This window comes from Enterobacter chinensis, from assembly GCF_034008295.1.
GTDB classification, from domain to species: domain Bacteria; phylum Pseudomonadota; class Gammaproteobacteria; order Enterobacterales; family Enterobacteriaceae; genus Enterobacter; species Enterobacter chinensis.
This window is the reverse complement of the sequence record NZ_JARDVI010000004.1, coordinates 21,838-45,089: the sequence shown is the minus strand read 5'-3', so window position 1 is coordinate 45,089 and position 23,252 is coordinate 21,838. Positions and strand designations below refer to the sequence as shown.

The 23,252-nt window shown below is 56.2% G+C and carries 21 protein-coding genes; 6 read left to right on the top strand and 15 right to left on the bottom strand.

Annotated features, from left to right (window positions below; genetic code table 11):
- Window positions 1-120: 120 nt before the first annotated feature.
- A complete protein-coding gene (gene csiE, locus PYW49_RS12935; protein WP_320386630.1) occupies window positions 121-1,398 on the top strand; it encodes a stationary phase inducible protein CsiE in 1,278 nt (425 codons plus the stop codon).
- Here the strand turns inward: csiE and PYW49_RS12930 are convergent.
- Complete coding sequence (locus PYW49_RS12930; RefSeq protein WP_320386629.1) at window positions 1,393-2,538, bottom strand: 3-phenylpropionate MFS transporter; 1,146 nt, start codon at window positions 2,536-2,538, stop codon at window positions 1,393-1,395. The two genes, csiE and PYW49_RS12930, sit on opposite strands and share 6 nt — an antisense overlap.
- A gap of 116 nt (window positions 2,539-2,654) precedes the next feature.
- Window positions 2,655-3,146 (bottom strand): DUF2569 domain-containing protein, encoded by a 492-nt coding sequence (locus PYW49_RS12925; protein WP_320386628.1) that lies wholly within the window; start codon window positions 3,144-3,146, stop codon window positions 2,655-2,657.
- A gap of 149 nt (window positions 3,147-3,295) precedes the next feature.
- Here PYW49_RS12925 and PYW49_RS12920 point away from each other — a divergent pair, with 149 nt between their 5' ends.
- Entirely contained in the window at window positions 3,296-3,718 is a 423-nt protein-coding gene (locus PYW49_RS12920) for a DoxX family protein (RefSeq protein ID WP_048991352.1), read from the top strand.
- A 54-nt stretch (window positions 3,719-3,772) separates the two neighbouring features.
- Here the strand turns inward: PYW49_RS12920 and glyA are convergent, their stop codons facing one another.
- Window positions 3,773-5,026, bottom strand: coding sequence for a serine hydroxymethyltransferase (gene glyA, locus PYW49_RS12915; protein WP_008502165.1), 1,254 nt, complete (start codon window positions 5,024-5,026; stop codon window positions 3,773-3,775).
- Between the two features lie 304 nt (window positions 5,027-5,330).
- Between glyA and hmpA the strand changes: the two genes are divergently transcribed.
- The gene (gene hmpA / locus PYW49_RS12910) at window positions 5,331-6,521 is read left to right on the top strand and encodes an NO-inducible flavohemoprotein (RefSeq protein ID WP_320386627.1); all 1,191 of its coding nucleotides are present in this window, start codon (window positions 5,331-5,333) and stop codon (window positions 6,519-6,521) included.
- Between the two features lie 59 nt (window positions 6,522-6,580).
- On the opposite strand, the gene glnB is transcribed toward hmpA, so the two are convergent.
- The 5 genes from glnB to purL all read right to left on the bottom strand — a co-directional run bounded on the left by glnB (window position 6,581) and on the right by purL (window position 14,910).
- Window positions 6,581-6,919, bottom strand: a complete 339-nt coding sequence (gene glnB, locus PYW49_RS12905) for a nitrogen regulatory protein P-II (protein WP_003860685.1) — start codon at window positions 6,917-6,919, stop codon at window positions 6,581-6,583.
- Between the two features lie 80 nt (window positions 6,920-6,999).
- Complete coding sequence (gene glrR, locus PYW49_RS12900) at window positions 7,000-8,337, bottom strand: two-component system response regulator GlrR (protein ID WP_047346771.1); 1,338 nt, start codon at window positions 8,335-8,337, stop codon at window positions 7,000-7,002.
- Window positions 8,324-9,061: a two-component system QseEF-associated lipoprotein QseG gene (gene qseG / locus PYW49_RS12895; RefSeq protein ID WP_134347601.1), complete on the bottom strand. Its 738-nt coding sequence runs from the start codon at window positions 9,059-9,061 to the stop codon at window positions 8,324-8,326. The genes glrR and qseG overlap by 14 nt, the downstream gene beginning before the upstream one ends.
- 4 nt (window positions 9,062-9,065) lie before the next feature.
- On the bottom strand, window positions 9,066-10,490 hold the full coding sequence (gene qseE, locus PYW49_RS12890; protein ID WP_134347602.1) for a two component system sensor histidine kinase QseE/GlrK: 1,425 nt from the start codon (window positions 10,488-10,490) through the stop codon (window positions 9,066-9,068).
- Window positions 10,491-11,022: 532 nt separating this feature from the next.
- Window positions 11,023-14,910: a phosphoribosylformylglycinamidine synthase gene (gene purL, locus PYW49_RS12885; protein ID WP_320386626.1), complete on the bottom strand. Its 3,888-nt coding sequence runs from the start codon at window positions 14,908-14,910 to the stop codon at window positions 11,023-11,025.
- 267 nt (window positions 14,911-15,177) lie between these two features.
- Between purL and mltF the strand changes: the two genes are divergently transcribed.
- Entirely contained in the window at window positions 15,178-16,728 is a 1,551-nt protein-coding gene (mltF, locus tag PYW49_RS12880; RefSeq protein WP_320386625.1) for a membrane-bound lytic murein transglycosylase MltF, read from the top strand.
- Here the strand turns inward: mltF and tadA are convergent.
- Genes tadA through murQ form a run of 4 tightly spaced genes read right to left on the bottom strand, consistent with a single transcriptional unit; the run spans window position 16,616 to window position 20,085 of the window.
- Window positions 16,616-17,155, bottom strand: a complete 540-nt coding sequence (gene tadA, locus PYW49_RS12875; RefSeq protein WP_407057611.1) for a tRNA adenosine(34) deaminase TadA — start codon at window positions 17,153-17,155, stop codon at window positions 16,616-16,618. The two genes, mltF and tadA, sit on opposite strands and share 113 nt — an antisense overlap.
- 24 nt (window positions 17,156-17,179) lie before the next feature.
- The gene (yfhb, locus tag PYW49_RS12870) at window positions 17,180-17,815 is read right to left on the bottom strand and encodes a phosphatidylglycerophosphatase C (RefSeq protein ID WP_320386623.1); all 636 of its coding nucleotides are present in this window, start codon (window positions 17,813-17,815) and stop codon (window positions 17,180-17,182) included.
- A gap of 3 nt (window positions 17,816-17,818) precedes the next feature.
- On the bottom strand, window positions 17,819-19,180 hold the full coding sequence (locus PYW49_RS12865) for a PTS transporter subunit EIIC (protein ID WP_320386622.1): 1,362 nt from the start codon (window positions 19,178-19,180) through the stop codon (window positions 17,819-17,821).
- Between the two features lie 11 nt (window positions 19,181-19,191).
- Window positions 19,192-20,085, bottom strand: coding sequence for an N-acetylmuramic acid 6-phosphate etherase (gene murQ / locus PYW49_RS12860; protein WP_320386621.1), 894 nt, complete (start codon window positions 20,083-20,085; stop codon window positions 19,192-19,194).
- Between the two features lie 117 nt (window positions 20,086-20,202).
- On the opposite strand from murQ, the gene PYW49_RS12855 reads away from it, so the two are divergent.
- Window positions 20,203-21,051 carry a MurR/RpiR family transcriptional regulator gene (locus tag PYW49_RS12855; RefSeq protein ID WP_134347610.1) on the top strand — a complete coding sequence of 283 codons (849 nt, stop codon included), beginning with the start codon at window positions 20,203-20,205 and terminating at the stop codon, window positions 21,049-21,051.
- Window positions 21,052-21,097: 46 nt separating this feature from the next.
- Window positions 21,098-21,358, top strand: a complete 261-nt coding sequence (locus PYW49_RS12850; protein WP_008502177.1) for a YfhL family 4Fe-4S dicluster ferredoxin — start codon at window positions 21,098-21,100, stop codon at window positions 21,356-21,358.
- Here PYW49_RS12850 and acpS read toward each other — a convergent pair.
- The 3 genes from acpS to recO form a co-directional block, all read right to left on the bottom strand.
- Complete coding sequence (gene acpS, locus PYW49_RS12845; protein WP_042715848.1) at window positions 21,355-21,735, bottom strand: holo-ACP synthase; 381 nt, start codon at window positions 21,733-21,735, stop codon at window positions 21,355-21,357. The genes PYW49_RS12850 and acpS overlap by 4 nt on opposite strands.
- A complete protein-coding gene (gene pdxJ, locus PYW49_RS12840; RefSeq protein ID WP_134347611.1) occupies window positions 21,735-22,466 on the bottom strand; it encodes a pyridoxine 5'-phosphate synthase in 732 nt (243 codons plus the stop codon). The genes acpS and pdxJ overlap by 1 nt, the downstream gene beginning before the upstream one ends.
- 75 nt (window positions 22,467-22,541) lie before the next feature.
- Window positions 22,542-23,249 carry a DNA repair protein RecO gene (gene recO / locus PYW49_RS12835; RefSeq protein WP_320386620.1) on the bottom strand — a complete coding sequence of 236 codons (708 nt, stop codon included), beginning with the start codon at window positions 23,247-23,249 and terminating at the stop codon, window positions 22,542-22,544.
- Window positions 23,250-23,252: the final 3 nt, after the last annotated feature.

The following is a 23,252-nucleotide window of genomic DNA, read 5'->3' as shown; positions in this document are numbered from 1 at the left end:
CCTCACGTCAAAAATTCTGTGATGTTCCCCAGCAATCCTGAGTGAAAGGCCTGCCGACGCGCTTTTCAGCGCCCATCCTTTAGCTATTCTTATCAAACATTCACACTGGATACCCGACAGATGATGCCGACGCTTGAAATTCCATCTGTGCTTTCCAGTTCGCAGCGCCGCTGCCAGGTGCTTTTAATGCTTTACCTGCCCGATGCTGCCGTCACCGCACAGAGCATAATCGCTGCCAACGGCGTGGACGACGCGATGGCACGGCAAGATATAGCCGAGACGCGCGATGAAATCCAGCGCTATCACCGGCTGGATATCGTCACGCACCACGACGGCTGCTACCGGATTGAAGGCACAGCCCTGAATCAGCGTTTATGCCTGCTGCACTGGCTGCGCCGGGCACTGCGGCTTTGTCCGCAATTTGTCTCACACCAGTTTACCCCGGCATTAAAAACCGCGCTTAAACAACACGGCATTGCGCGGCCGCTTTACGACGATGCAAACCTGCGAGCGTTGATCAACTTCTGCTCGCGCAAGCTCCAGCGCCAGTTTGAATGCCGCGACGTCCAGTTTTTACAGCTCTATTTGCAATACTGCCTTATTCAGCACCAACTGGGGAATACCCCGCAGTTTTCCCACACTCAGCGCAGCTGGACCCAGTCGAGAGGGGAGTATTTTACAGCGCAGGAGATCGTCCGGCACTGGAAACGGCGCGTCCCGCAGGGTGCTCACGGCGATGAACAACTGTTTCTGGCGCTCCTGTTTATGATGCTCCGCACGCCCGATCCGGTGCTCGATAAACAGCAGCAGGACCAACGTTTGCGCCGGGCCATCGTGCGCATGGTGGCGCGTTTTCGCTCGCAGACCGGGATGAACTTCAGCGATGAGCAAGGGCTGACCGATCAGCTGTATATTCATCTTGCTCAGGCGCTGGACCGCTCGCTGTTTGAGATCGGCATCGACAATAGCCTGCCGGAGGAGATCCATCGCCTCTATCCCCGACTGTTACGTACCACAAAGGAAGCGCTGTTCGAGCTGGAAGCGGAATTTGGGCTGCGTTTTTCCGATGAAGAGATGAGCCTTGTCGCGGTGATTTTCGGTGCCTGGCTGATGCAGGAGACCGATCTGCACGAAAAACAGGTGATCCTGCTGACGGGAGACGATAAAGCCTGTGAGGATCTGATTGAACAGCAGCTTCGCGAGCTGACGCTGCTGCCGCTCAATATTCGCTATCTGACGCTGCAGGCTTTCCAGAAAGAGGGGGCACCGCGCGAGGCCGCGCTGGTTATCACCCCCTACCCTACAGTCCTGCCGCTGTTCTCGCCGCCGTTGATTCATGCCGTTGAGACATTAAACGCGCAGCAGCAAGAACATATTCGCGCCATGCTGGAATCATAGCAACGGGCGAGCGGCCACTTTAGGGCGAACAACGATTGCAGGTAAGGCAACCAGTGCCATTACCCAGAAAACACCATGCCCCAGATGCTGGTAGAGGAACCCCGCAAAGACCGTCATGATCGCGATACTGCCCCCCATTGCGACCGCCGAATATACCGCCTGCAGACGAATAACGTCCCCGCCTTCGCGCGCAGCGATATAGCGCATCGCCGCCAGATGACACACGGTAAACGTGCCGCAGTGAAGAATTTGCGCCACAATCAGCCACGGCAGATCGGTCGTCCAGCCCATAATACCCCAGCGCGCCACGCCGCACACGGCGGAAAGCAGCAGCAGGTCACGTGCGCCAAAGCGACGGAACAGCTTTTTACTCAGAGCGAATATAACGACTTCGGCCACTACCCCCAGCGACCACAGGTAGCCAACGGCAGAAGCAGAATATCCCGCACCCTGCCAGTAGATGGCGCTGAACCCATAGTACGCCGCGTGTGCCCCCTGAAGCAGACAAACACACGCCAGAAAACGCCAGCTTTGTGCGACCAGGCTCCGCCAGGCGGGCCAGCCTGCGCTCTCCTGATGGCGGCTTTCTCCTTGCGGCATCACTGACGGCCGCAGCAGCATGCCCAACAGCATAGAGGCTATGCCGATGCTCAACAGGGCAAGAATGGCGCGGTAATCGTAAAGGCTAACCAGTTTACCCACCAACGCAGAGCCAATCACAAACGCAATCGATCCCCACAGGCGCACGCGACCGTAGTCCATGGTGATCTGCTTTTGCCAGGTGTTCGCCAGGGCATCCGTCAGCGGCACCAGCGGTGAGAAGAACAGGTTAAAGCCAACCATTATCACCATCAGCCAGGCAAACTGATTGCTAACCCAGAAGCAGGCCACAAAGACCAGCGTCAGCAGCGCAAGAATACGCACAGCCTTGATCAGTAAGGAGGGATCGCTGACGCGCGGGGCAATCAGCAGGCTGCCGAGGAAACGCGCCACCAGCCCGGCCCCCAGCAGGACACCGATGGTCTCGGGAGTCAGGCCGATACCCTTGAGCCAGACGCTCCAGAAGGGCAGAAAAATACCGTAGCTAAAGAAATAGGTGAAATAACTGAGCGCCAGCCAGCGCGTGGAATGCAAGACCATGAATCCCTCCCGAAATCGAGGCCATAGTCTGGCGTTAAATCAAAGCCTGCGCAAGCAACTATTAACAAGTGAATAACACACACATTTTACAGGGCCATAAAGGCCCTGCACAACATCTAGCGAACAAAGACCTGATTAATGCGTTTGGAAACCAGGAAGTAGGGGATCCAGATCGATGCGCCAACAATGGAGGAAAGCGCATTGCGAATATCAGCCGTATCCAGCCTTGCGTCGAAGACCCAGGCAGGTATGCCCACAAAATAGAGCATAAAGACAACGCCCATTAAATAGTAGGGAATGATGATCTTACGGATAGCCGACTTTCTTTTAAAGAAATACCAGCCCGCGGCCGCGGTCAGAACCAAATCAATTATCATCACCGCGATACCCACCGCTCCAAACAGGTTAATTCCCCCTGACTGGAAAAAGTGGAACACCGCAGCAAAGTAATTCCATGCTCCAATGGGCGTCATGATGAGGTTAATCGCCAGGCCCGCCGCCGGGAGATAAAGCAGCCCGTTAATTTTCTTTTCATCTGCGCTCTCACACTGATTGCACAGCCCGGATTCTTTATTTGCCTCTTCTTGCTGACATGATATGCACTGCATAAATTTCCCTTGCCAAAGAAAAGAGACAATTTTACACGAAGTCAGAATTTAACATCACGCCAAAGCCTGATTTATTAAGAAAAGCTGAATGGAAGACAATGGATTTGTGTATTAATTTTAGATTGGGTCCCCTCAAAAATGAGCCAGCTATGAACACTCTACGTTATTTAGATTTCGGTCAGTCACGTCACCTGCTGCTGTTGATTGGCCGCATCGCGCTTGTCGTGCTGTTTATTATCTTTGGTTATCCAAAACTGACGGGGTTTAGCGGCACCGTACAATATATGACCTCGCTGGGCACGCCGATGCCCATGCTGGCGGCCATTATTGCGGTGGTTATGGAAGTGCCTGCCGCCATCCTGATCGTACTGGGCTTTTTCACCCGCCCTCTCGCGGTACTGTTTGTGTTTTACACGCTGGGCACCGCGGTAATAGGTCATCACTACTGGGATATGACCGGTGATGCGGTTGTGCCGAATATGATTAACTTCTACAAGAATATCAGTATTGCGGGCGCTTTTATTTTACTGGCCATCGTAGGTCCCGGTGCCATTTCCCTGGACCGGCGTTAAGCCATAAAAAAAGGCCGCAAGCGCGGCCTTTTTTATTTCTGCACAGCAGAGGAATTATGCGTATACCGGGAAGCGTGCGCAGATATCCAGAACTTTACCTTTAACGCGCTCGATAACCGCTTCGTCATTGATGTTGTCCAGAACGTCACACATCCAGCCTGCCAGTTCTTTCACTTCCGCTTCTTTAAAGCCGCGGCGAGTCACAGCCGGAGAACCGATACGGATACCGGAAGTCACAAACGGGCTCTTCGGATCGTTTGGCACGCTGTTTTTGTTCACGGTGATGTTGGCGCGGCCCAGGGCTGCGTCAGCTTCTTTACCGGTCAGGTTTTTATCAACCAGATCCAGCAGGAACAGGTGGTTTTCAGTACCGCCAGACACCACTTTGTAGCCACGGTTCAGGAACACTTCCACCATCGCTTTGGCGTTCTTAGCAACCTGCTGCTGGTAAACTTTGAACTCTGGCTCCATCGCTTCTTTCAGTGCTACCGCTTTTGCCGCGATAACGTGCATCAGAGGGCCGCCCTGCGCGCTTGGGAACACAGCGGAGTTCAGTTTTTTGTAGAGCTCTTCATCACCGCCTTTCGCCAGGATCAGGCCACCGCGTGGACCCGCCAGGGTTTTGTGAGTGGTGGTGGTCACAACGTGAGCATGTGGAACCGGGTTCGGGTAAACGCCTGCGGCAATCAGACCGGCAACGTGCGCCATGTCGACGAACAGGTAAGCGCCGATGCTGTCTGCGATTTCACGCATTTTTGCCCAGTCAACGATACCGGAATAAGCAGAGAAACCACCGATGATCATCTTCGGCTTGTGCTCTTTGGCCTGCTTAGCCATGTCTTCGTAATCAATTTTACCGGACTCATCAATACCGTAAGGGATGATGTTGTACAGTTTACCGGAGAAGTTAACCGGGGAGCCGTGAGTCAGGTGGCCGCCCTGCGCCAGGTTCATACCCAGAACGGTATCGCCCGGTTGCAGCAGCGCAGTGTAGACCGCGAAGTTAGCCTGAGAGCCAGAGTGCGGCTGGACGTTCGCGTAGTCAGCGCCAAAGAGTTCTTTCGCACGGTCGATAGCGAGCTGCTCAACGATATCAACGTACTCGCAACCGCCGTAATAGCGTTTGCCTGGGTAACCTTCAGCATATTTGTTGGTCAGCTGAGAACCCTGCGCCTGCATAACGCGCGGGCTGGTGTAGTTTTCGGAGGCGATCAGTTCGATGTGCTCTTCCTGACGTACTTTTTCCTGCTCCATAGCCTGCCACAGTTCGGCATCATAATCGGCAATGTTCATTTCACGCTTTAACATCCGCATCTCCTGACTCAGCTAACAAGTAAATTTTGGCCTGAAAAGGCAGTCCTGTTGGACGACGGGCAACAGTATAACTGATTAGTTCTGTGATAACAGGTCTTGACAAACGATTTTACGCAAACGTTTTCCTTCACGCCACGCAAGGGTTTGAGGAATAAAGCCCTCGCCATTTTCAGCGGATTTCTTTTCAGGTTTGTGATGCATATTTTTCATCTTGCAAAGAACCATTTACAACGCAGGGGTATTTTTTATAAGATGCATTTAAAATACATCATTAAAGTCACATCAGAAGGAAGCTGCTATGCTCGACGCTCAAACCATCGCTACCGTTAAAGCCACCATTCCCCTGCTGGTGGAAACCGGTCCTAAACTGACCGCCCATTTCTACGATCGCATGTTCACGCATAACCCGGAGCTCAAAGAGATTTTCAACATGAGCAACCAGCGTAACGGCGATCAGCGCGAAGCCCTGTTCAACGCCATCGCGGCCTACGCCAGCAATATAGAGAATCTGGCTGCGCTGCTGCCCGCGGTGGAAAAAATTGCCCAGAAACATACCAGCTTCCAGATCAAACCCGAGCAGTACAACATTGTGGGCGGTCACCTGCTGGCAACGCTGGACGAAATGTTCAGCCCGGGTCAGGAGGTTCTGGACGCATGGGGCAAAGCCTACGGCGTGCTGGCAAACGTATTTATCAACCGTGAAGCACAGATCTACAGCGAAAACGCCGGCAAGAAAGGTGGCTGGGAAGGAACCCGCGCGTTCCGCATCGTTGAGAAAACGCCGCGCAGCGCATTGATCACCAGCTTCGAATTTGAGCCGGTGGACGGTCAGCCGGTGGCCGATTATCAGCCAGGGCAGTATCTGGGCGTGTGGCTCAAACCTGAAGGTTTCCCGCACCAGGAAATCCGTCAGTATTCCCTCACCCGCAAGCCTAACGGAAAAGGCTATCGCATTGCGGTGAAGCGCGAGGACGGCGGTCAGGTATCCACCTGGCTGCACAACGAGGCTAAGGCGGGTGACGTGGTCCATCTGGCCGCACCTGCCGGCGACTTCTTTATGACCGTTGAAACGACTACGCCAGTCACGCTGATCTCCGCAGGTGTGGGTCAAACGCCAATGCTGGCGATGCTGGATACGCTTGCGGCATCACAGCACAGCGCCCAGGTAAACTGGTTCCACGCCGCCGAGAACGGTGATGTCCATGCCTTCGCTGATGAAGTCAACGCGCTGGCGGCGGGACTGCCACGCTTTACCGCACATACCTGGTATCGCCTGCCGACGGAAACCGACCGCGCCGCCGCTCGCTTTGACAGCGAAGGGCTGATGGATTTAAGCAAACAAGAAGGGGCGTTCAGCGCGCCGGATATGCAGTTCTACGTCTGTGGGCCAGTGGCGTTTATGCAGTATGCCGCGAAGCAGCTGGTGGAACTGGGCGTGGATAAAGACAACATTCACTACGAATGTTTCGGGCCTCATAAGGTGCTGTAACGCAAAAAGCCCCTCGTTCGAGGGGCTTTTTTTCGCCGGGTGGCGGCTGCGAAATCTATTTAAATCGCGGCGTCGTCTTCTTCGCCGGTACGGATACGGATCACGCGCGCCACGTCAAAGACGAAGATTTTACCGTCGCCAATTTTGCCCGTCTGCGCCGTGCGGATAATGGTATCCACACAGGTGTCCACGATATCGTCGCTCACCACGATTTCAATTTTTACTTTCGGCAGAAAGTCCACCATGTACTCTGCGCCACGGTAAAGCTCGGTGTGGCCTTTCTGACGACCAAAACCTTTCACTTCCGTCACGGTCATCCCGGTGATGCCGACTTCCGCCAGCGCTTCACGCACGTCATCCAGTTTGAAAGGTTTAATAATCGCATCAATCTTTTTCATGGTGGGTCCTTAAACGCTTGCCTGTAAGCTGCCTCGTAATCGATTGCCCACAGTATCATATTCAATCGAATTTTGCGGTACTACTCTTTAAAATCGTTGGCTTCAAGCTCATGACGCGACAGCAGCTTGTAGAACTCGGTGCGGTTGCGTCCGGCCATGCGCGCCGCATGGGTCACGTTGCCTTTGGTTATCTGCAATAGCTTGCGAAGATAGTTAAGCTCGAACTGATTCCGCGCTTCGGCAAACGTCGGCAGCGCCGTGTTTTCCCCTTCCAGCGCCTGCTCCACCAGCGCGTCGCTGATAACCGGTGAGGAGGTCAGCGCCACGCACTGCTCAATCACGTTGACCAGCTGACGCACGTTCCCCGGCCAGCTTGCGGTCATCAGCCGTTTCATCGCATCAGTGGAAAACGCACGCACGAACGGTTTATGACGATCGGCCGCCTGGCGCAAAAGATGGTTCGCCAGCAGCGGAATGTCTTCCGCGCGTTCGGCCAGCGCCGGGATCTTCAGGTTTACGACGTTCAGACGGTAGTAGAGATCTTCGCGAAACTCGTTGCGGGCCATCACTTTTGGCAGATCGCGGTGCGTTGCCGAAATAATACGCACGTTAATATCGATGTCGCGATTGCTGCCCAGCGGGCGGACTTTTCGCTCCTGCAACACGCGCAGCAGTTTGACCTGCAGCGGAGCAGGCATGTCACCAATCTCGTCCAGGAAAAGTGTGCCACCTTCCGCGGCCTGGAACAGCCCTTCCCGGCTGCTTACCGCGCCGGTAAATGCGCCGCGGGCATGCCCAAACAGTTCAGATTCGAGCAGCTGCTCCGGCAGCGCGCCGCAGTTGATCGCAATAAAGGCGTTTTTGCTGCGCGGGCTGGCGTTATGGATCGCCTGCGCCAGGATCTCTTTCCCGGTTCCGCTCTGGCCGTTGATGAGCACGCTAACGTCCGACTGTGCCACCATCCGGGCCTGTTCGAGCAAACGCAGCATAATGGGGCTGCGGGTGACGATAGACTCCCTCCACGCTTCATCACCCGCCGGGGCGGCATGTTCCAGCGCGCTGTCGATAGCTTTATAAAGCGCATCTTTGTCCACCGGCTTGGTCAGAAAGCTGAACACCCCCTGCTGCGTCGCCGCAACCGCATCCGGGATCGAACCGTGCGCCGTCAGGATAATCACGGGCATTCCCGGCTGCTGCTTCTGGATCTCCGCGAACAGCTGCAGGCCGTCCATTTCGTCCATCCGCAGGTCGCTTATCACCAGATCGATTTTCTCGCGGCTGAGGATCTTCAGCCCTTCCAGCCCGCTTTCAGCGGTTACGACGCTGTAGCCTTCACTCACCAGACGCATCCCCAGCAGCTTTAACAGCCCGGGATCGTCATCCACCAGTAAGAGATGGGCAGGTTTACGGCTCGTCATGCTTCACATCCTCTTGTTTCGGCGTATCGCTGTCCGGTGCAGCGGATGAACTCCCCGGCTGATATTTACGCGACGAGAGCTGTCTTTCGATATCGGTCAGGTTTTCCAGCTTACGCGTCGTAGTATCCAGCTGCGTACGCAAATGCTGTTGCTGTTGACGCAGCGTATCAAGCTCGCTGTCGGTGGCCTGTTGCAGCTTGCTGTAGCGGGAGCGTTCTTCAGATAGCTGAAGCTGTAACGTCTGCCCATCGCGCCAGAGCTGGTAGACCGGGCGTACCTGTACCGGAAGATTGACCACAAACGTGTCCAGTCGGGTCACATTGGCGCGGCGTTCAATGGGGGTTATTTTTGCATCTGCCAGTAAAATGCCGCGCTTGAAAGCGTCCTGCCAGGTGTCGTCATCCAGCATCGCCGCTTTCGAGCGGGCGTCTACTGGCGCAAGACGCTGGGCGCAGTCTATTCCACGCAGCCAGAACAGCGGGTTGCTTTCGACATCATGGCCTGACAGGTTCCAGATATCGTCACAGCGGGTTGAGAGGAAATCTGCCAGCTGATTATCGGGCCATTTATCTTCTTGTTTACCGCTGATCGCACTTTGCGGCACATGGGAAACGCAGCCTGCCAGAAATAAACAGGGCAGACCCAGGCGAAGCGTGTTGCTGGAAAACACCGCGCGTACGGCGCGGAAAAAGACGTGTGACATACTCACCAGACATAGATTCATTTTATTAATTTTTCCGGCTCAGGGGCAGTTCAATACGGAAGCAAACGTCGGCACGGTCATCCGTGGCGATGTTTAGCTCGCCCTGCATGCGTCGTATACAGTCCCGGGCGATGCTTAAGCCAAGACCGCTTCCTTTAACCGCGCCTTTCCGCTGATGACTTCCCTGGAAAAAAGGTTCGAAGATCATGGTTTTTTCGTCATCGGGGATCGGGGTGCCGGTGTTTGCGACGTCAATAAACACCCGTGAACCATTCGTATAACTTCGGATATAAATGTTACCGGATTCAGTACCATAGTGCACCGCATTGGAGTAAAGATTATCCAGAACGCTCATCAGCAGCATGGGTTCAGCCAGGCACGCTGGCGCATTCAGTTCTACACCGGTATGCATCATTTTAGCTCTTGCCGGCAAGCTATGGGCGGAGATCACCATATCCACCAGCGGTTCAATCTCGACGTCCTCCAGTACAACCGCCCCGTCAGCCAGCTTGCGGTTGTAATCCAGCAGTTGTTCAATCAGCTTTTGCAGATTGCGGCTGCTGTTATCCAGGATCTCGACGATTTCTTTCTGTTCTGACGTAAGCGGCCCTGCCACTTCGTCCGCCAGCAGCTCCGTCCCTTCACGCATGCTGGCCAGCGGCGTTTTGAGCTCATGAGAGATATGGCGCAGGAACTGATGGCGCTGAGATTCAAGCCACGCCAGGCGCTCGGACAGCCAGATAATGCGCTGGCCGACGGAGCGTAACTCACGCGGACCTTTAAAAGCGACCGTATCGCCGAGCGATTTCCCCTCCCCCAGGCGGTTGATCATACGCTGGATGCCCTTCACCGGGCCGATGATCATGCGGGTAAAGAGCAGGACCAGCCCAAGACTCACCAGGAACAGCACCAGCGCCTGCCAGCCGAAGAACTGGCCGCGCTCGGCAATCTCCTGCTGGAGCTGCTGGCCGCGAGAGAAAATCACCGTGCGCGTTGACTGCACCATTTCGGTGTTAGCGCTGGCAAAGGCTTCAAGCCGCGCGGCGGCGGCAGCATCCGGCCCGCTATTGTGGCACTGCAGCTGCGCAAGGTCGTTCAAATCCTGACGTAACGCCTGATAGAGTTTGTCGTCAGGCAATACCCCAGCGTGAGCGTCCAGCATTTCGCTGTAGCGTTTACGCTGACTCTGATAAACCTTTTCCAGCGTCCGATCGTCAAGCACGCAATACTGGCGATAGCTTCGCTCCATCTCCAGCGCGGCGTTGGTCATCGCTTCACTGCGCCTGGCATCAATGAGCGTCGTGCGGTTGGTCAATGCTGCCTGAGCACTCAGCGCGTTCAGACTTTGCCACGCCTGCCAGGCAAGGATAAGTAACGGCAGCAGGATCAGCAGGAAGGCCATCATGACGAGCTGTCGCAGGGAGCGGGGAAAAACGGGCCAGCGTTTCAACGCATTACTCTCTTAATGGGGGTTTACGCAGAGCGTAACTGAGTCTGCCCTTCAGATACAACAAAGCCGGGTAAAAACCCGGCTTTGTCATGGAATGAGGCGGTGCCTAACTCGACGTTTCGCCCTGGCCTGATAAAGCATCGCTATGATCAGTAGTTGGACGGCAGGCACCTTTTTGTGCGTCATTCGAAGTTTATGTAGCGCGTCCCGAAGGGGCTGACATAAGAAGGTGAATGAGCCACTGGTTAATATTATGCAACACCCGTGCCATAATGCAAAACAAAAAATCAACACATTGATATATATGGTTTTTACTCATTTAACCCGTTAATTATCGGTTGAATGATTTCCAGGCTAAGTGTCGCTATTAAGCAACACCTTAACGCGAACCTTTACTGCCATATAAAAATCAATGGGTTAAATGTCTCCTTTTGGAGACATTTAACCCAGAGGGTTGTCGCGATTTTGCGACAGATACAAAAAAGCCCGGTGGCGCTCGCGCTTACCGGGCCTACAGTGACTGCGCTAAAACTTAACCCAACTGTTTACGCGCGTTGCGGAAGATACGCATCCACGGGCTGTCCTCGCCCCAGTTTTCCGGGTGCCAGGAGTTGCTCACGGTACGGAAGACGCGCTCCGGGTGAGGCATCATGATGGTCGCACGGCCGCTTTCGCTGGTCACCGCCGTAATACCGTTGGCGGAACCGTTCGGGTTAGCCGGGTAGGTTTCGGTGACCTTGCCGAAGTTATCGACAAAGCGCAGCGCCACCAGACCTTTGCTCTCAAGCTGAGCCAGATGCGCAGCATCGCGCACTTCTACCTGGCCTTCACCGTGGGAAACGGCGATTGGCATCTGTGAACCGACCATGCCCTGCAGCAGCAGAGACGGGCTTTGGGTCACTTCGACCAGGCTGAAGCGCGCTTCGAAGCGGTCAGACTGGTTACGCACAAAGCGCGGCCAGGCTTCACTGCCCGGGATCAGCTCACGCAGGTTAGACATCATCTGACAGCCGTTACACACGCCCAGCGCCAGCGTTTGCGGACGGTGGAAGAAGGATTCGAACTCGTCACGCACGCGGCTGTTGAACAGAATGGACTTCGCCCAGCCTTCACCCGCGCCCAGCACGTCGCCGTAAGAGAAGCCGCCACACGCCACCAGCGCCTGGAAATCGTCCAGACCGGTGCGGCCCGCCAGCAGGTCGCTCATATGAACATCGATAGCATCAAAGCCTGCGCGGTGGAAAGCAGCTGCCATCTCAACGTGAGAGTTGACGCCCTGCTCGCGCAGCACGGCCACTTTTGGACGCGCACCCGTCGCAATGTACGGCGCGGCGATGTCTTCGTTGATGTCGAAGGAGAGCTTCACGTTCAGGCCAGGATCCTGGTCATTCGCCTTCGCGTTATGCTCCTGATCGGCACATTCCGGGTTATCACGCAGGCGCTGCATCTGCCAGGTGGTTTCCGCCCACCACATACGCAGCGTGGTGCGGCTTTCGCTGAACACCGCGTGACCGTCTGCTTCAATGACGAAGCGGTCGCCCTGAACGGCTTTACCCAGATAGTGCACGCAATCTGCCAGACCGTGCTTCGCAAGGATGGCTTCAACCGCATCGCGATCTGCCGCACGAACCTGAATCACTGCGCCCAGCTCTTCGTTGAACAGTGCCGCCAGACGGTCTTCGCCCAGCGTAGCGATGTTAGCTTCAACGCCACAGTGGCCGGTGAAGGCCATCTCTGCCAGAGTCACCAGCAGGCCACCGTCGGAACGGTCGTGGTAGGCCAGCAGCTTACGCTGCGCCACCAGATCCTGAATCGCGTCGTAGAAGCCTTTTAACTGCGCCACGTCACGCACGTCGGCTGGTTTATCACCCAGCTGACGGTAAACCTGTGCCAGCGCGGTTGCGCCCAGCGCATTCTCACCGCGCCCCAGATCAATCAGCAGCAGGGCGTTATCTTCGGTCACGAGCTGTGGCGTAACGGTATGACGTACGTCTTCCACGCGGGCAAACGCGGTGATCACCAGCGACAGCGGAGAGGTCATCTCACGCTGCTCGCTGCCTTCCTGCCAGCGGGTTTTCATCGACATGGAGTCTTTGCCCACCGGAATGGTCAGGCCGAGAGCAGGACACAGTTCCTCGCCCACCGCTTTCACGGCTTCATACAGGCCAGCATCTTCGCCCGGGTGACCGGCAGCGGCCATCCAGTTTGCGGAAAGCTTGATACGTTTGATATCGCCAATCTGCGTCGCGGCTATGTTGGTCAGCGCTTCACCGACCGCCAGACGGGCAGAGGCAGCGAAGTCCAGCAGCGCCACCGGGGTGCGTTCGCCCAGGGACATCGCTTCGCCGTAGTAGCTGTCGAGGCTCGCGGTGGTCACGGCGCAGTTAGCGACCGGGATCTGCCACGGGCCAACCATCTGGTCACGCGATACCATACCGGTCACGGTGCGGTCGCCGATGGTCACCAGGAAGGTTTTCTCAGCGACAGCAGGCAGGTGCAGCACGCGATTGACCGCTTCCGCCACGGTGATGCCCTGGCGATCCAGCGCTTTGCCTGCTGCTTTACGGGTTGTTACGTCGCGGGTCATCTTCGGCGTCTTACCGAGCAGAACGTCCAGCGGCAGATCGATAGGCTGGTTGTCGAAATGAGTGTCGCTTAAGGACAGGTGTTTCTCTTCGGTCGCTTCACCGATGACGGCATACGGCGCACGCTCGCGGCGGCACAGCTCGTCAAACAGCGGCAGCTGATCCGCGGCAACCGCCAGTACATAACGTTCCTGGGATTCGTTACACCAGATTTCCAGCGGGCTCATGCCTGGCTCATCGCTCAGGATATCGCGCAGGTTGAAACGGCCACCGCGACCGCCGTCGCTGACCAGCTCCGGCATGGCGTTAGACAGACCGCCCGCTCCGACGTCATGGATAAAGAGGATCGGGTTCGCTTCACCCAGCTGCCAGCAACGGTCGATCACTTCCTGGCAGCGACGTTCCATTTCCGGGTTATCGCGCTGAACGGACGCAAAGTCGAGATCCGCATCAGACTGACCGGAAGTCATAGAAGAAGCCGCTCCGCCGCCTAGGCCGATGTTCATTGCCGGGCCGCCCAGTACGATCAGCTTCGCGCCAACGACGATCTCGCCTTTCTGCACGTGATCGGCGCGAATGTTGCCGATCCCGCCCGCCAGCATGATCGGTTTGTGATAGCCGCGCAGCTCTTCGCCGTTGTGGCTGTCCACTTTCTCTTCATAGGTACGGAAGTAACCGTTCAGCGCCGGGCGACCAAATTCGTTGTTAAACGCCGCGCCGCCCAGTGGGCCGTCTGTCATGATGTCCAGCGCGGTCACAATGCGTTCTGGCTTGCCGAAATCTTCTTCCCACGGCTGCTCGAAGCCCGGGATACGCAGGTTGGAAACGGAGAAACCGACCAGACCTGCTTTTGGTTTAGCACCACGACCGGTCGCACCTTCATCACGGATTTCACCGCCGGAGCCGGTCGCCGCACCCGGCCACGGGGAGATGGCCGTCGGGTGGTTATGGGTTTCGACTTTCATCAGGATATGCGCAGGTTCCTGATGGAAATCATAGCGCCCTGCTTCACGATCGGCGAAGAAGCGGCCCACCTCGGAACCTTCCATCACCGCGGCGTTGTCTTTGTAAGCAGACAGCACGTGGTCAGGGGTTTTCTCCATGGTGTTTTTAATCATTTTGAACAGCGACTTTGGCTGCTGTTCGCCGTCGATGACCCAGTCGGCATTGAAAATCTTATGGCGGCAGTGCTCAGAGTTTGCCTGCGCGAACATGTAGAGTTCGATGTCGTTCGGGTTACGGTTCAGCTTAACAAACGCATCCTGCAGGTAGTCGATTTCGTCTTCTGCCAGTGCCAGACCAAGACGCAGGTTAGCGTCAATCAGCGCCTGACGGCCCTGCCCCAGCAGATCCACGCTCTGTACTGGCGCAGGCTGGTGGTGGGAGAAAAGCTTCTGCGCGTCATCGAGAGAGGCAAACACACTCTCCATCATGCGATCGTGCAGTTCAGCCGCAACCGCCTGCCACTGTGTTTCGCTCAGGGTAGAGGCTTCCACGTAGTACGCCACGCCGCGTTCCAGACGATTAATCTGACTCAGGCCACAGTTGTGGGCGATGTCGGTGGCTTTGGAAGACCAGGGGGAGATGGTGCCCGGACGAGGCGTCGCAAGGATCAGTTTGCCGGTTGGCGTATGGCTGCTCAGGCTTGGGCCATACTTGAGCAGGCGTTCCAGCTGTACGCGCTCCTCTGCATTCAGGGGGGCATTCAGGTCAGCAAAATGGACATACTCAGCGTAAATATTGCTTACCGGAAGGTCGGCCGCCTGAAAACGTGCCAGCAGTTTAGTGATACGGAAGGCAGACAGTGCAGGCGAACCACGCAGAATTTCCATCATAAGTCTCTCGTCTTCGAAGCGCCGGGGCGCTTACAGTGTGCGCAAGGGGGGAAAACGGGCGTCATTATAAAGAATCCTGAGCGTCGACGAAACCGTTTGCGTCGAAATAAAATCTGCACAGACGTTTAACAATAGATGTGACCTGTATCTCTAATTGGTTGCCAAGTGACGCAAGTTTACGCAAAATGCCGCTCATTCAATGGCAAACCTTATTGTTAACATGGCTACAGCAGACTGAGGCAACCGGCGTCGCAGAGAATTAACTAATTGAAAAAATTAAAGATTAATTATCTGCTCATCGGCATTGTAACGTTGCTGCTGGCAGTGGCCCTCTGGCCTTCCATCCCCTGGTTCGGCAAAGCCGAAAACCGCATCGCCGCCATTCAGGAGCGGGGGGAATTGCGCGTCAGTACCCTCAACTCCCCGCTGATTTACAGCGACATCAACGGCAAAATCATTGGTCTGGATTATGAACTGGCGCAACAGTTCGCCGATTATCTTGGCGTGAAGCTTAAAATCACCGTCCGCCAGAATATCAACCAGCTGTTTGATGACCTTGATAACGACGATGCCGATATGCTGGCCGCCGGGCTGGTCTATAACAGCGAGCGCAGCAAGAACTACCAGCCAGGCCCGACCTACTACTCCGTTTCACAGCAGCTGGTTTACCGCGTCGGGAGCCTGCGCCCGCGCTCGCTGGCGTCGATTAACGATCGGCAGTTGACCATTGCCCCCGGCCATGTGGTGATTGACGATCTGCGTGAGCTCAAGGAGAAGAAATATCCGGACCTGAGCTGGAAGGTGGATACGAAACTCGGCACGACGGAGCTGCTGGAGCAGGTTAAAGATCAGAAAGTGCCCTACACCATCGCCGATTCGGTTGCGATCAGCCTGTTCCAGCGCGTGCATCCTGAAATCGCCGTGGCGCTGGACGTCACCGACGAGCAGCCCGTGACCTGGTTTACCCAGCTCGACGGCGATCAGACCCTCTCTGCCGCGATGCTCGATTTCTTCAACACCATCAATGAAGACGGTACCCTGGCACGTCTCGAGGAGAAGTACCTCGGCCACGGTGATGACTTTGACTACGTTGACACCCGCAGCTTCCTGCGCGCGGTAGACAGCGTCCTGCCGGACCTGCAGCCGTTGTTCGAAAAATACGCCCAGGAGATTGACTGGAAACTGCTGGCGGCTATCTCCTACCAGGAATCCCACTGGGATACTCAGGCCACCTCTCCCACGGGCGTACGTGGTTTGATGATGTTAACCAAAAATACCGCGCTGAGCCTTGGCGTGAATGACCGTACCGATGCAGAACAGAGCATCAGCGGCGGCGCGCGCTACCTGCAGGATATGATGGCCAAAGTACCGGAAACAGTGCCGGAAGAAGAGCGGATCTGGTTCGCGCTGGCGGCCTACAATATGGGCTACGCGCACATGCTTGATGCGCGAGCGCTGACGGCGAAAACGAAAGGTAACCCGGACAGCTGGTCAGACGTAAAACAGCGCCTGCCGCTGCTGAGCCAGAAGCCATGGTATAACAAGCTGACATACGGCTATGCGCGCGGCCATGAAGCCTACGCTTACGTGGAAAATATCCGTAAATATCAGATTAGCCTGGTCGGGTATCTGCTGGAGAAAGAGAAAGAGGCGACTGAAGCAAAACAGCTGGCTCAAAGTTACCCGGTCGTAGCACCGGACGAACTTAATCGTCCGACAGCTTCAATTCTGCCTTTTGCTGCTTTTTCTGCTGACGGCGCATTCGAAAGAAATCGCTTAATAGCCCCGAACACTCTGGTGCAAGCACCCCACCGATAGTCTTCACCAGGTGGTTCATCCCAGGATGACCCAGCACGTCCATCAGTGAACCGGCCGCACCGGTTTTTTCATCCCGCGCCCCGAAGACCAACGTACCGATTCGGCCGTGCACCATCGCGCCGGAACACATCACGCACGGCTCCAGCGTCACATACAGCGTGGTATCAAGCAGGCGATAGTTTTGCAGCACCAGTCCCCCCTGACGAAGCGCCATGATTTCGGCGTGAGCGGTAGGGTCGTGGCGGCCAATGGGACGGTTCCACCCTTCGCCAATCACCTGATTATTGTGGATCAGCACGGCGCCCACGGGCACTTCGCCCTCGTCCCAGGCGCGCTGAGCGAGCGTAAGCGCATGGCGCATCCAGTATTCATGTGAGAATTCAGGGTTGGACAACGGTTGATACTCCAGTCTAAAAGCGGGCGGCATTATACACAGCCCCTATAGATAAGACTATTCGAGTTGCTGTAGTTTGCCTTCGGGCGTGACGCGCCAGCGATGCTGGCAAAAATAGAGCAGCGGGTTGTCCTGTTTGCTGTCGCTGTAGCCGCTGTACAGGCGCAGCGGTGTACCGATGCGTTTCTCCAGTTGCACCACTTTTTCATGCCCAAGGCAGCGCATAGTCAGAACCCAACCGCCGTAACCGCGGGCAATTTGCGTGGCGATAAGATTCACGCGCGGAAGCCAGGGGGTATCAAAATAGACTTGCTCCACCAGCGTCTGCGGCGAGCCGGTAATCAGCCAGATGTCGGCATCGTTGGCGTCGAGGTAGCCGGTGAGGCGCGCCTGCACTACCGGAAAGGCGGCGACGTGGCCGCGAAACCAGTGCGCAAAATCCTGTTCAAGCTGTTTGAGCCGCGCTTCGCTGTGTCCAAACGTGCATCCCCAAAGCAGCAGGCTCATCGGCCATCGCGCCGCACGGCCTTTCACCAGCAGCGCGATACCGATCGCCGGTAAGAGAGGTAGTACGAGCAGCGCATTCAAGGGCTGACGCCGCAGCAGGTAACGCATAAACGTACCAAACATATCCTGCTGATGCAGCGTTCCATCAAGGTCGAAAAAGACAACGCGACGCGCGTGATTTGCCAAACCTTACTCCTCTGGGTCGTTGAATCCTAACAGCCAGGTAAACAGGAACCCGGCGATCACCGCCACTAAATAGCCTAACAGATAGAGCATCACTTTTCCGGTCACGATGGTTAATGCCAGCGGTAAACCGGAAAGACCAAAAGTAATTACGGTAGCGACTTTCCAGTAGCTGATCAGCGCTCCGCCGACCGCACCGCCCAGACACGCCGCGAGGAACGGTTTACCCAGCGGCAGCGTAACGCCGAAAATCAGCGGCTCGCCAATGCCGAGCAGCCCGACCGGGAGCGCGCCTTTAATCACTTTTTTCAGGCGCGCGTTGCGGGTTTTCATCAGTACGGCAATCGCCGCGCCGACCTGCCCTACCCCCGCCATCGACAGGATAGGCAGCAGCGCGTTATAGCCATGCGACTGCACCAGCTCGACGTGGATCGGCACCAGCCCCTGGTGCAGGCCGGTCAGCACCAGCGGCAGGAAGGTGCCTGACAGCACCGCGCCCACCAGCAGACCGCCACGGTCAATAGCCAGAGACGCACCGTGAGCAATGGCTTCAGAGATCCACCCGCCTAACGGCTGAAGGGCCACAATCGCTACGCTACCGGTAATTAACGTGGTCAACAGCGGGTTGAGAATCAGCTCGATCGAGCCGGGCAGAACCGCGCGAAGCCTTTTCTCGATCCAGCACATCAGAATGACCACCAGCAGCACCGCAATCACCCCGCCGCGGCCCGGCTGAAGTGCCTCACCAAACAGCGTTATCTGCGCCAGCTGCGGGCTGGACAAGATCCCCGCCATTACCCCGCCCATGGCCAGCGATCCGCCAAACACCTTTGCGGTATTCACCCCGACCAGAATGTTCATGATGGCAAACACCGCGCTGCCGAAGATGCCCAGGATGCCCAACAGGTTCGGATACTGCGTGGCAAAATCCCCCACGATATCCGGCCGCTTGAGTATATTGATGATCCCGGTGATCAAACCTGAGGCAATAAACGCCGGGATCAGCGGAATAAAGACGTTGGCCAGCTGGCGCAGCGCATCGCTCATGGGGGCTTTGTATTTGGCCTTCGCCTGCGCTTTGGTACGTTCTGCATCGTCAATCGACACGCTTGCTTCGCCGTCCATCAACGCACGCATGGCATCGACAACCTGCGCTGCTTTCCCCGGCCCGACAATCAGCTGATGCTGTTGCCCCTGTTTCACATAGCCACTAACGCCGGAAAGTTGCTTCAGACGCGGCACGTCAAGATGGTCGTCGCTATGCACCTCGACGCGCACGCGCGTCATGCAGTTTTCGAGACGCTGAATATTTTTTTCCCCACCAATCCCCTGCAGGATTTCGCTGGCGAGCGCTGCTGTTTTGTCCATACACGCCTCTGTTAGTTTTCTAGTGCCGCCCGTAAGAAACCATTATGCGCATTGAGTTTGGCTCTCGCGGCCGCCGCATCCAGCCCGCTTAAGATCATCAGAATGGCCGGTTTAACATCGTGATCGGTCTGTTTGAGTACCGCTTCTGCCTCTTCACGGCCTGCGCCTGTCGCTTCCATCACCATGCGGCAGGCTCTGTCCACCAGCTTGACGTTGGTGGCCTGCATATCCACCATCAGGTTCTGGTAGACCTTGCCGAATTTCACCATCGCGCCGGTGGAGATCATATTGAGCACCAGCTTTTGCGCGGTCCCGGATTTGAGGCGCGTGGAGCCGGTGAGCGCTTCCGGCCCGACAACCGGAGAGATGGCAATAGCGGCCACCTGCGCAATCGGCGAGCCCGGGTTGCAGGAGATCGCCACCGTCGTGCAGCCGGTCTGGTTGGCGTATTCCAGACCGCCGATGACATACGGCGTACGCCCGGATGCCGCCAGCCCGACCACCAGATCCTTCGCCGTCAGGTTCAGATCCTTCAGGTCATCCTCACCCAGCTGTTTGTTATCTTCCGCTCCTTCAACGGCTTTCAGCAGCGCACCGGGTCCACCGGCAATCAACCCAACGACCAGACCGTGCGGAACCCCAAAGGTCGGCGGACATTCTGAAGCATCCAGGACCCCAAGACGCCCGCTGGTACCCGCCCCCATGTAGATAATGCGACCGCCGGCCTTGAGGGCTTCCGCCGCCGCATCGACCGCCTTCGCCACCTCGGGTAATGTCTCTTTCACTGCCTGCGCGACCAGCGTATCCTGTTGATTAAAGCGGTTAACCAGCTCCAGGGTGGAGAGCGCATCCAGATCCATGGTTTGCGGGTTACGCGTTTCAGAAACAAGTGAGCCAAGATTCATTTTTGTACCTCAAGAATTTTTAATTCATAATAATCACACTATAATGGAATATAAAATTCATTCAGGCGAGCAAAATCCTTATTTGCGCAGATAATCACATTTTCGCCAGGAGACCATATGAACTGTTTAATTCGCATTCGCCAGCGTTATGCAGGCTTTGCCCAAAGCGACAAGAAGCTGGCGGATTTTCTGCTTTCTCAACCCGACCACGCCCGCCATCTCAGCTCGCAGCAGCTGGCGAGTGAAGCCGGTGTGAGCCAGTCCAGCGTAGTGAAATTTGCCCAGAAGATTGGCTTTAAGGGTTTCCCCGCCCTCAAGCTGGCAATTAGCGAAGCGCTGGTGAGTAACCCCAATCCGCAGTCAATGCCGGTGCATAATCAGATCCGTGGCGATGACCCGATGCGGCTGGTCGGGGAAAAACTGATCAAAGAGAACGTGGCGGCCATGCATGCAACGCTCGATGTGAATACGGAAGAGAAGCTACTGGAAAGCGTGGCGATGCTGCGTGGCGCGCGCCGTATCATTCTGACCGGTATCGGCGCGTCCGGACTTGTGGCGCGTAACTTTGGCTGGAAGCTGACAAAAATTGGGCTTAACGCCATCGTCGAGCAGGATATGCACGCCCTGCTGGCGACCGTGCAGGCGATGGATCCTGAAGATTTGCTGCTGGCTATCTCCTATTCCGGCGAGCGCCGTGAAATCAACATGGCGACCGATGAAGCCCTGCGCGTAGGCGGTAAAATTCTGGCGATTACCGGTTTTACGCCGAATGCGCTGCAGCAGCGGGCAACGCGCTGTTTGTATACCATTGCCGAGGAGCAGGCCACGCGCAGTGCGGCTATTTCATCCACCAGTGCGCAAATGATGCTGACGGACCTGCTGTTCATGGCGCTGGTGCAGCAGGATCTGGAGCGCGCGCCCGAGCGCATTCGCCACAGCGAAGAACTGGTAAAGAAACTGGTTTGACGCGTATAATGCCCGCCCAGTTTGTGTTGTTTCTGAGAATTTCCTGATGGCGCTGTTAATTACCAAAAAATGCATTAATTGCGATATGTGCGAACCCGAATGCCCGAACCAGGCAATTTCGATGGGCGACAGCATTTATGAGATTAACAGCGACCGCTGCACCGAATGCATCGGCCACTATGAAACGCCGACCTGTCAGAAAGTGTGCCCGATCCCGAATACCATCCTGAAGGATCCGGCACACGTCGAGAGCGAAGAGCAGTTGTGGGATAAGTTTGTCCTGATGCACCATGCGGACAAACTTTAACTTTCGATAATCACCGTCGCGCAGGCGTAGTGGCGTTCATCGGCGAGCGTCACGTGCATGTGATTCACTCCCAGCTTCTCTGCCAGCTTTTGCGCCTCGCCCCATAAACGCAGGCTCGGCTTACCCAGCTCATCGTTAAACACTTCAAACTGGTTAAACGCCAGGCCGTTACGAATGCCGGTCCCGAAGGCTTTGGCAGCGGCCTCTTTTACCGCAAAGCGCTTCGCCAGGAAACGCACCGGCTGCTGATGCGCTTCCCAGATTGCCCATTCGTTATCGCTCAGCACGCGCCTTGCGAGGCGATCGCCGCTACGGGCGATCACCGCTTCAATGCGGGCTATTTCAACGATATCGGTGCCTAAGCCCAGAATGGCCATTACTGACGCGCTTCCTGCATCAGGCGTTTCATTTCTGAAACCGCCTCTTTCAGGCCGCTCATCACTGCACGGCCAATAATGGCGTGGCCGATATTCAGCTCATGCATTTCCGGCAGGGCGGCGATGGCTTTAACGTTGTGGTAGGTCAGGCCGTGTCCGGCGTTGACCTTCAGGCCCAGGCTTGAGGCATAGGTGGCCGCTTTAGCAATACGTTCCAGTTCTTTGGACTGTTCGGCATCGTTTTTGGCATCGGCATAGCAGCCGGTGTGAATTTCGATATATGGCGCGCCCACGTCGGCTGCCGCTTTAATCTGAGTGAAATCGGCATCGATAAACAGGGAAACCAGGATACCGGCATCCGCAAGACGTTTGCAGGCATCGCGCATTTTGTCGATCTGCCCGGCAACATCCAGACCGCCTTCGGTCGTCACTTCCTGACGCTTTTCCGGTACCAGGCAGCAGAAATGCGGTTGGGTCTCGCAGGCAATGGCCAGCATCTCTTCAGTGACCGCCATCTCCAGATTCATACGGGTGTCCAGCGTCTGACGCAGAATGCGCACGTCGCGGTCGGTGATATGGCGGCGGTCTTCACGCAGATGAACGGTAATGCCGTCGGCGCCAGCCTGCTCGGCGATAAACGCCGCCTGAACCGGATCGGGATAAGCCGTACCGCGCGCATTACGCAGCGTGGCGATGTGATCAATGTTGACGCCTAACAGTAATTCAGCCATGACAATCCTCGGTATTTTGGTTCATTTCCCTTCCCCCTTTCCCTCCGGGAGAGGGCTGGGGTGAGGGGTAAAACATTAACGTTTCGGTATAAACTGCCTGAATAATTCGCGACTCTTTAAGGGCTTGCCGCCAAGATACGGCTTGAGGGCAATCCGGGTAAAGCGTTTTGCCGCACGCAGGGTGTCCTGATCGGGAAACTCGCGTTCATACAGCGCCCGGAGCTGGCGCCCGGTGAACGTGCTGTTATCCATCACGATGCTGGCGATAAAACCTTTTTCTTCCCGATACCGGTAGGTCATCCCGTCTTCGACCTCGTCTCCACTCCCCGCACAGTGCAGAAAATCAACGCCGTAGCCCAGGTGGCCCAGCAGCGCCAGCTCAAAACGACGCAGGGCGGGTTCGGGCGTGCCGGTTGCGCCAGCCAGCGCCTGGATACAGTGCAGATAATCGAAGAAAAGTTCAGAGAAGCGAGTCTCATGTTCAAGAACCCGTGAGATGAGTTCATTGACATACAAACCGCTGTAGAGCGTGGTACCGGAAAGGGGGAGCGCCAGGGAGACGGCTTCGGCACTGCGCAGGGTTTTGACTTCCCCTCGCCCACCAAAGCGAACCAGCAGCGGCGTGAAAGGCTGTAAGGCACCTTTCAGATTAGAACGTTTGGAACGTGCGCCTTTCGCAACAAGGCGCACGCGACCCGACTCTTCCGTGAAGACGTCCAGCATAAGGCTGGTTTCGCTCCAGGGACGACTATGCAGGACAAAGGCGCGCTGCCATCCATCCATATG

Excerpts from the sequence above, each read along its gene's own strand:
- csiE (WP_320386630.1), top strand. The coding sequence starts at position 121 with ATGATGCCGACGCTTGAAATTCCATCTGTGCTTTCCAGTTCGCAGCGC.
- PYW49_RS12930 (WP_320386629.1), bottom strand. The coding sequence starts at position 2,538 with ATGGTCTTGCATTCCACGCGCTGGCTGGCGCTCAGTTATTTCACCTAT.
- PYW49_RS12925 (WP_320386628.1), bottom strand. The coding sequence starts at position 3,146 with ATGCAGTGCATATCATGTCAGCAAGAAGAGGCAAATAAAGAATCCGGG.
- PYW49_RS12920 (WP_048991352.1), top strand. The coding sequence starts at position 3,296 with ATGAACACTCTACGTTATTTAGATTTCGGTCAGTCACGTCACCTGCTG.
- glyA (WP_008502165.1), bottom strand. The coding sequence starts at position 5,026 with ATGTTAAAGCGTGAAATGAACATTGCCGATTATGATGCCGAACTGTGG.
- hmpA (WP_320386627.1), top strand. The coding sequence starts at position 5,331 with ATGCTCGACGCTCAAACCATCGCTACCGTTAAAGCCACCATTCCCCTG.
- glnB (WP_003860685.1), bottom strand. The coding sequence starts at position 6,919 with ATGAAAAAGATTGATGCGATTATTAAACCTTTCAAACTGGATGACGTG.
- glrR (WP_047346771.1), bottom strand. The coding sequence starts at position 8,337 with ATGACGAGCCGTAAACCTGCCCATCTCTTACTGGTGGATGACGATCCC.
- qseG (WP_134347601.1), bottom strand. The coding sequence starts at position 9,061 with ATGAATCTATGTCTGGTGAGTATGTCACACGTCTTTTTCCGCGCCGTA.
- purL (WP_320386626.1), bottom strand. The coding sequence starts at position 14,910 with ATGATGGAAATTCTGCGTGGTTCGCCTGCACTGTCTGCCTTCCGTATC.
- tadA (WP_407057611.1), bottom strand. The coding sequence starts at position 17,155 with ATGCCGCCCGCTTTTAGACTGGAGTATCAACCGTTGTCCAACCCTGAA.
- PYW49_RS12865 (WP_320386622.1), bottom strand. The coding sequence starts at position 19,180 with ATGGACAAAACAGCAGCGCTCGCCAGCGAAATCCTGCAGGGGATTGGT.
- murQ (WP_320386621.1), bottom strand. The coding sequence starts at position 20,085 with ATGAATCTTGGCTCACTTGTTTCTGAAACGCGTAACCCGCAAACCATG.
- PYW49_RS12855 (WP_134347610.1), top strand. The coding sequence starts at position 20,203 with ATGAACTGTTTAATTCGCATTCGCCAGCGTTATGCAGGCTTTGCCCAA.
- PYW49_RS12850 (WP_008502177.1), top strand. The coding sequence starts at position 21,098 with ATGGCGCTGTTAATTACCAAAAAATGCATTAATTGCGATATGTGCGAA.
- acpS (WP_042715848.1), bottom strand. The coding sequence starts at position 21,735 with ATGGCCATTCTGGGCTTAGGCACCGATATCGTTGAAATAGCCCGCATT.
- pdxJ (WP_134347611.1), bottom strand. The coding sequence starts at position 22,466 with ATGGCTGAATTACTGTTAGGCGTCAACATTGATCACATCGCCACGCTG.
- recO (WP_320386620.1), bottom strand. The coding sequence starts at position 23,249 with ATGGATGGATGGCAGCGCGCCTTTGTCCTGCATAGTCGTCCCTGGAGC.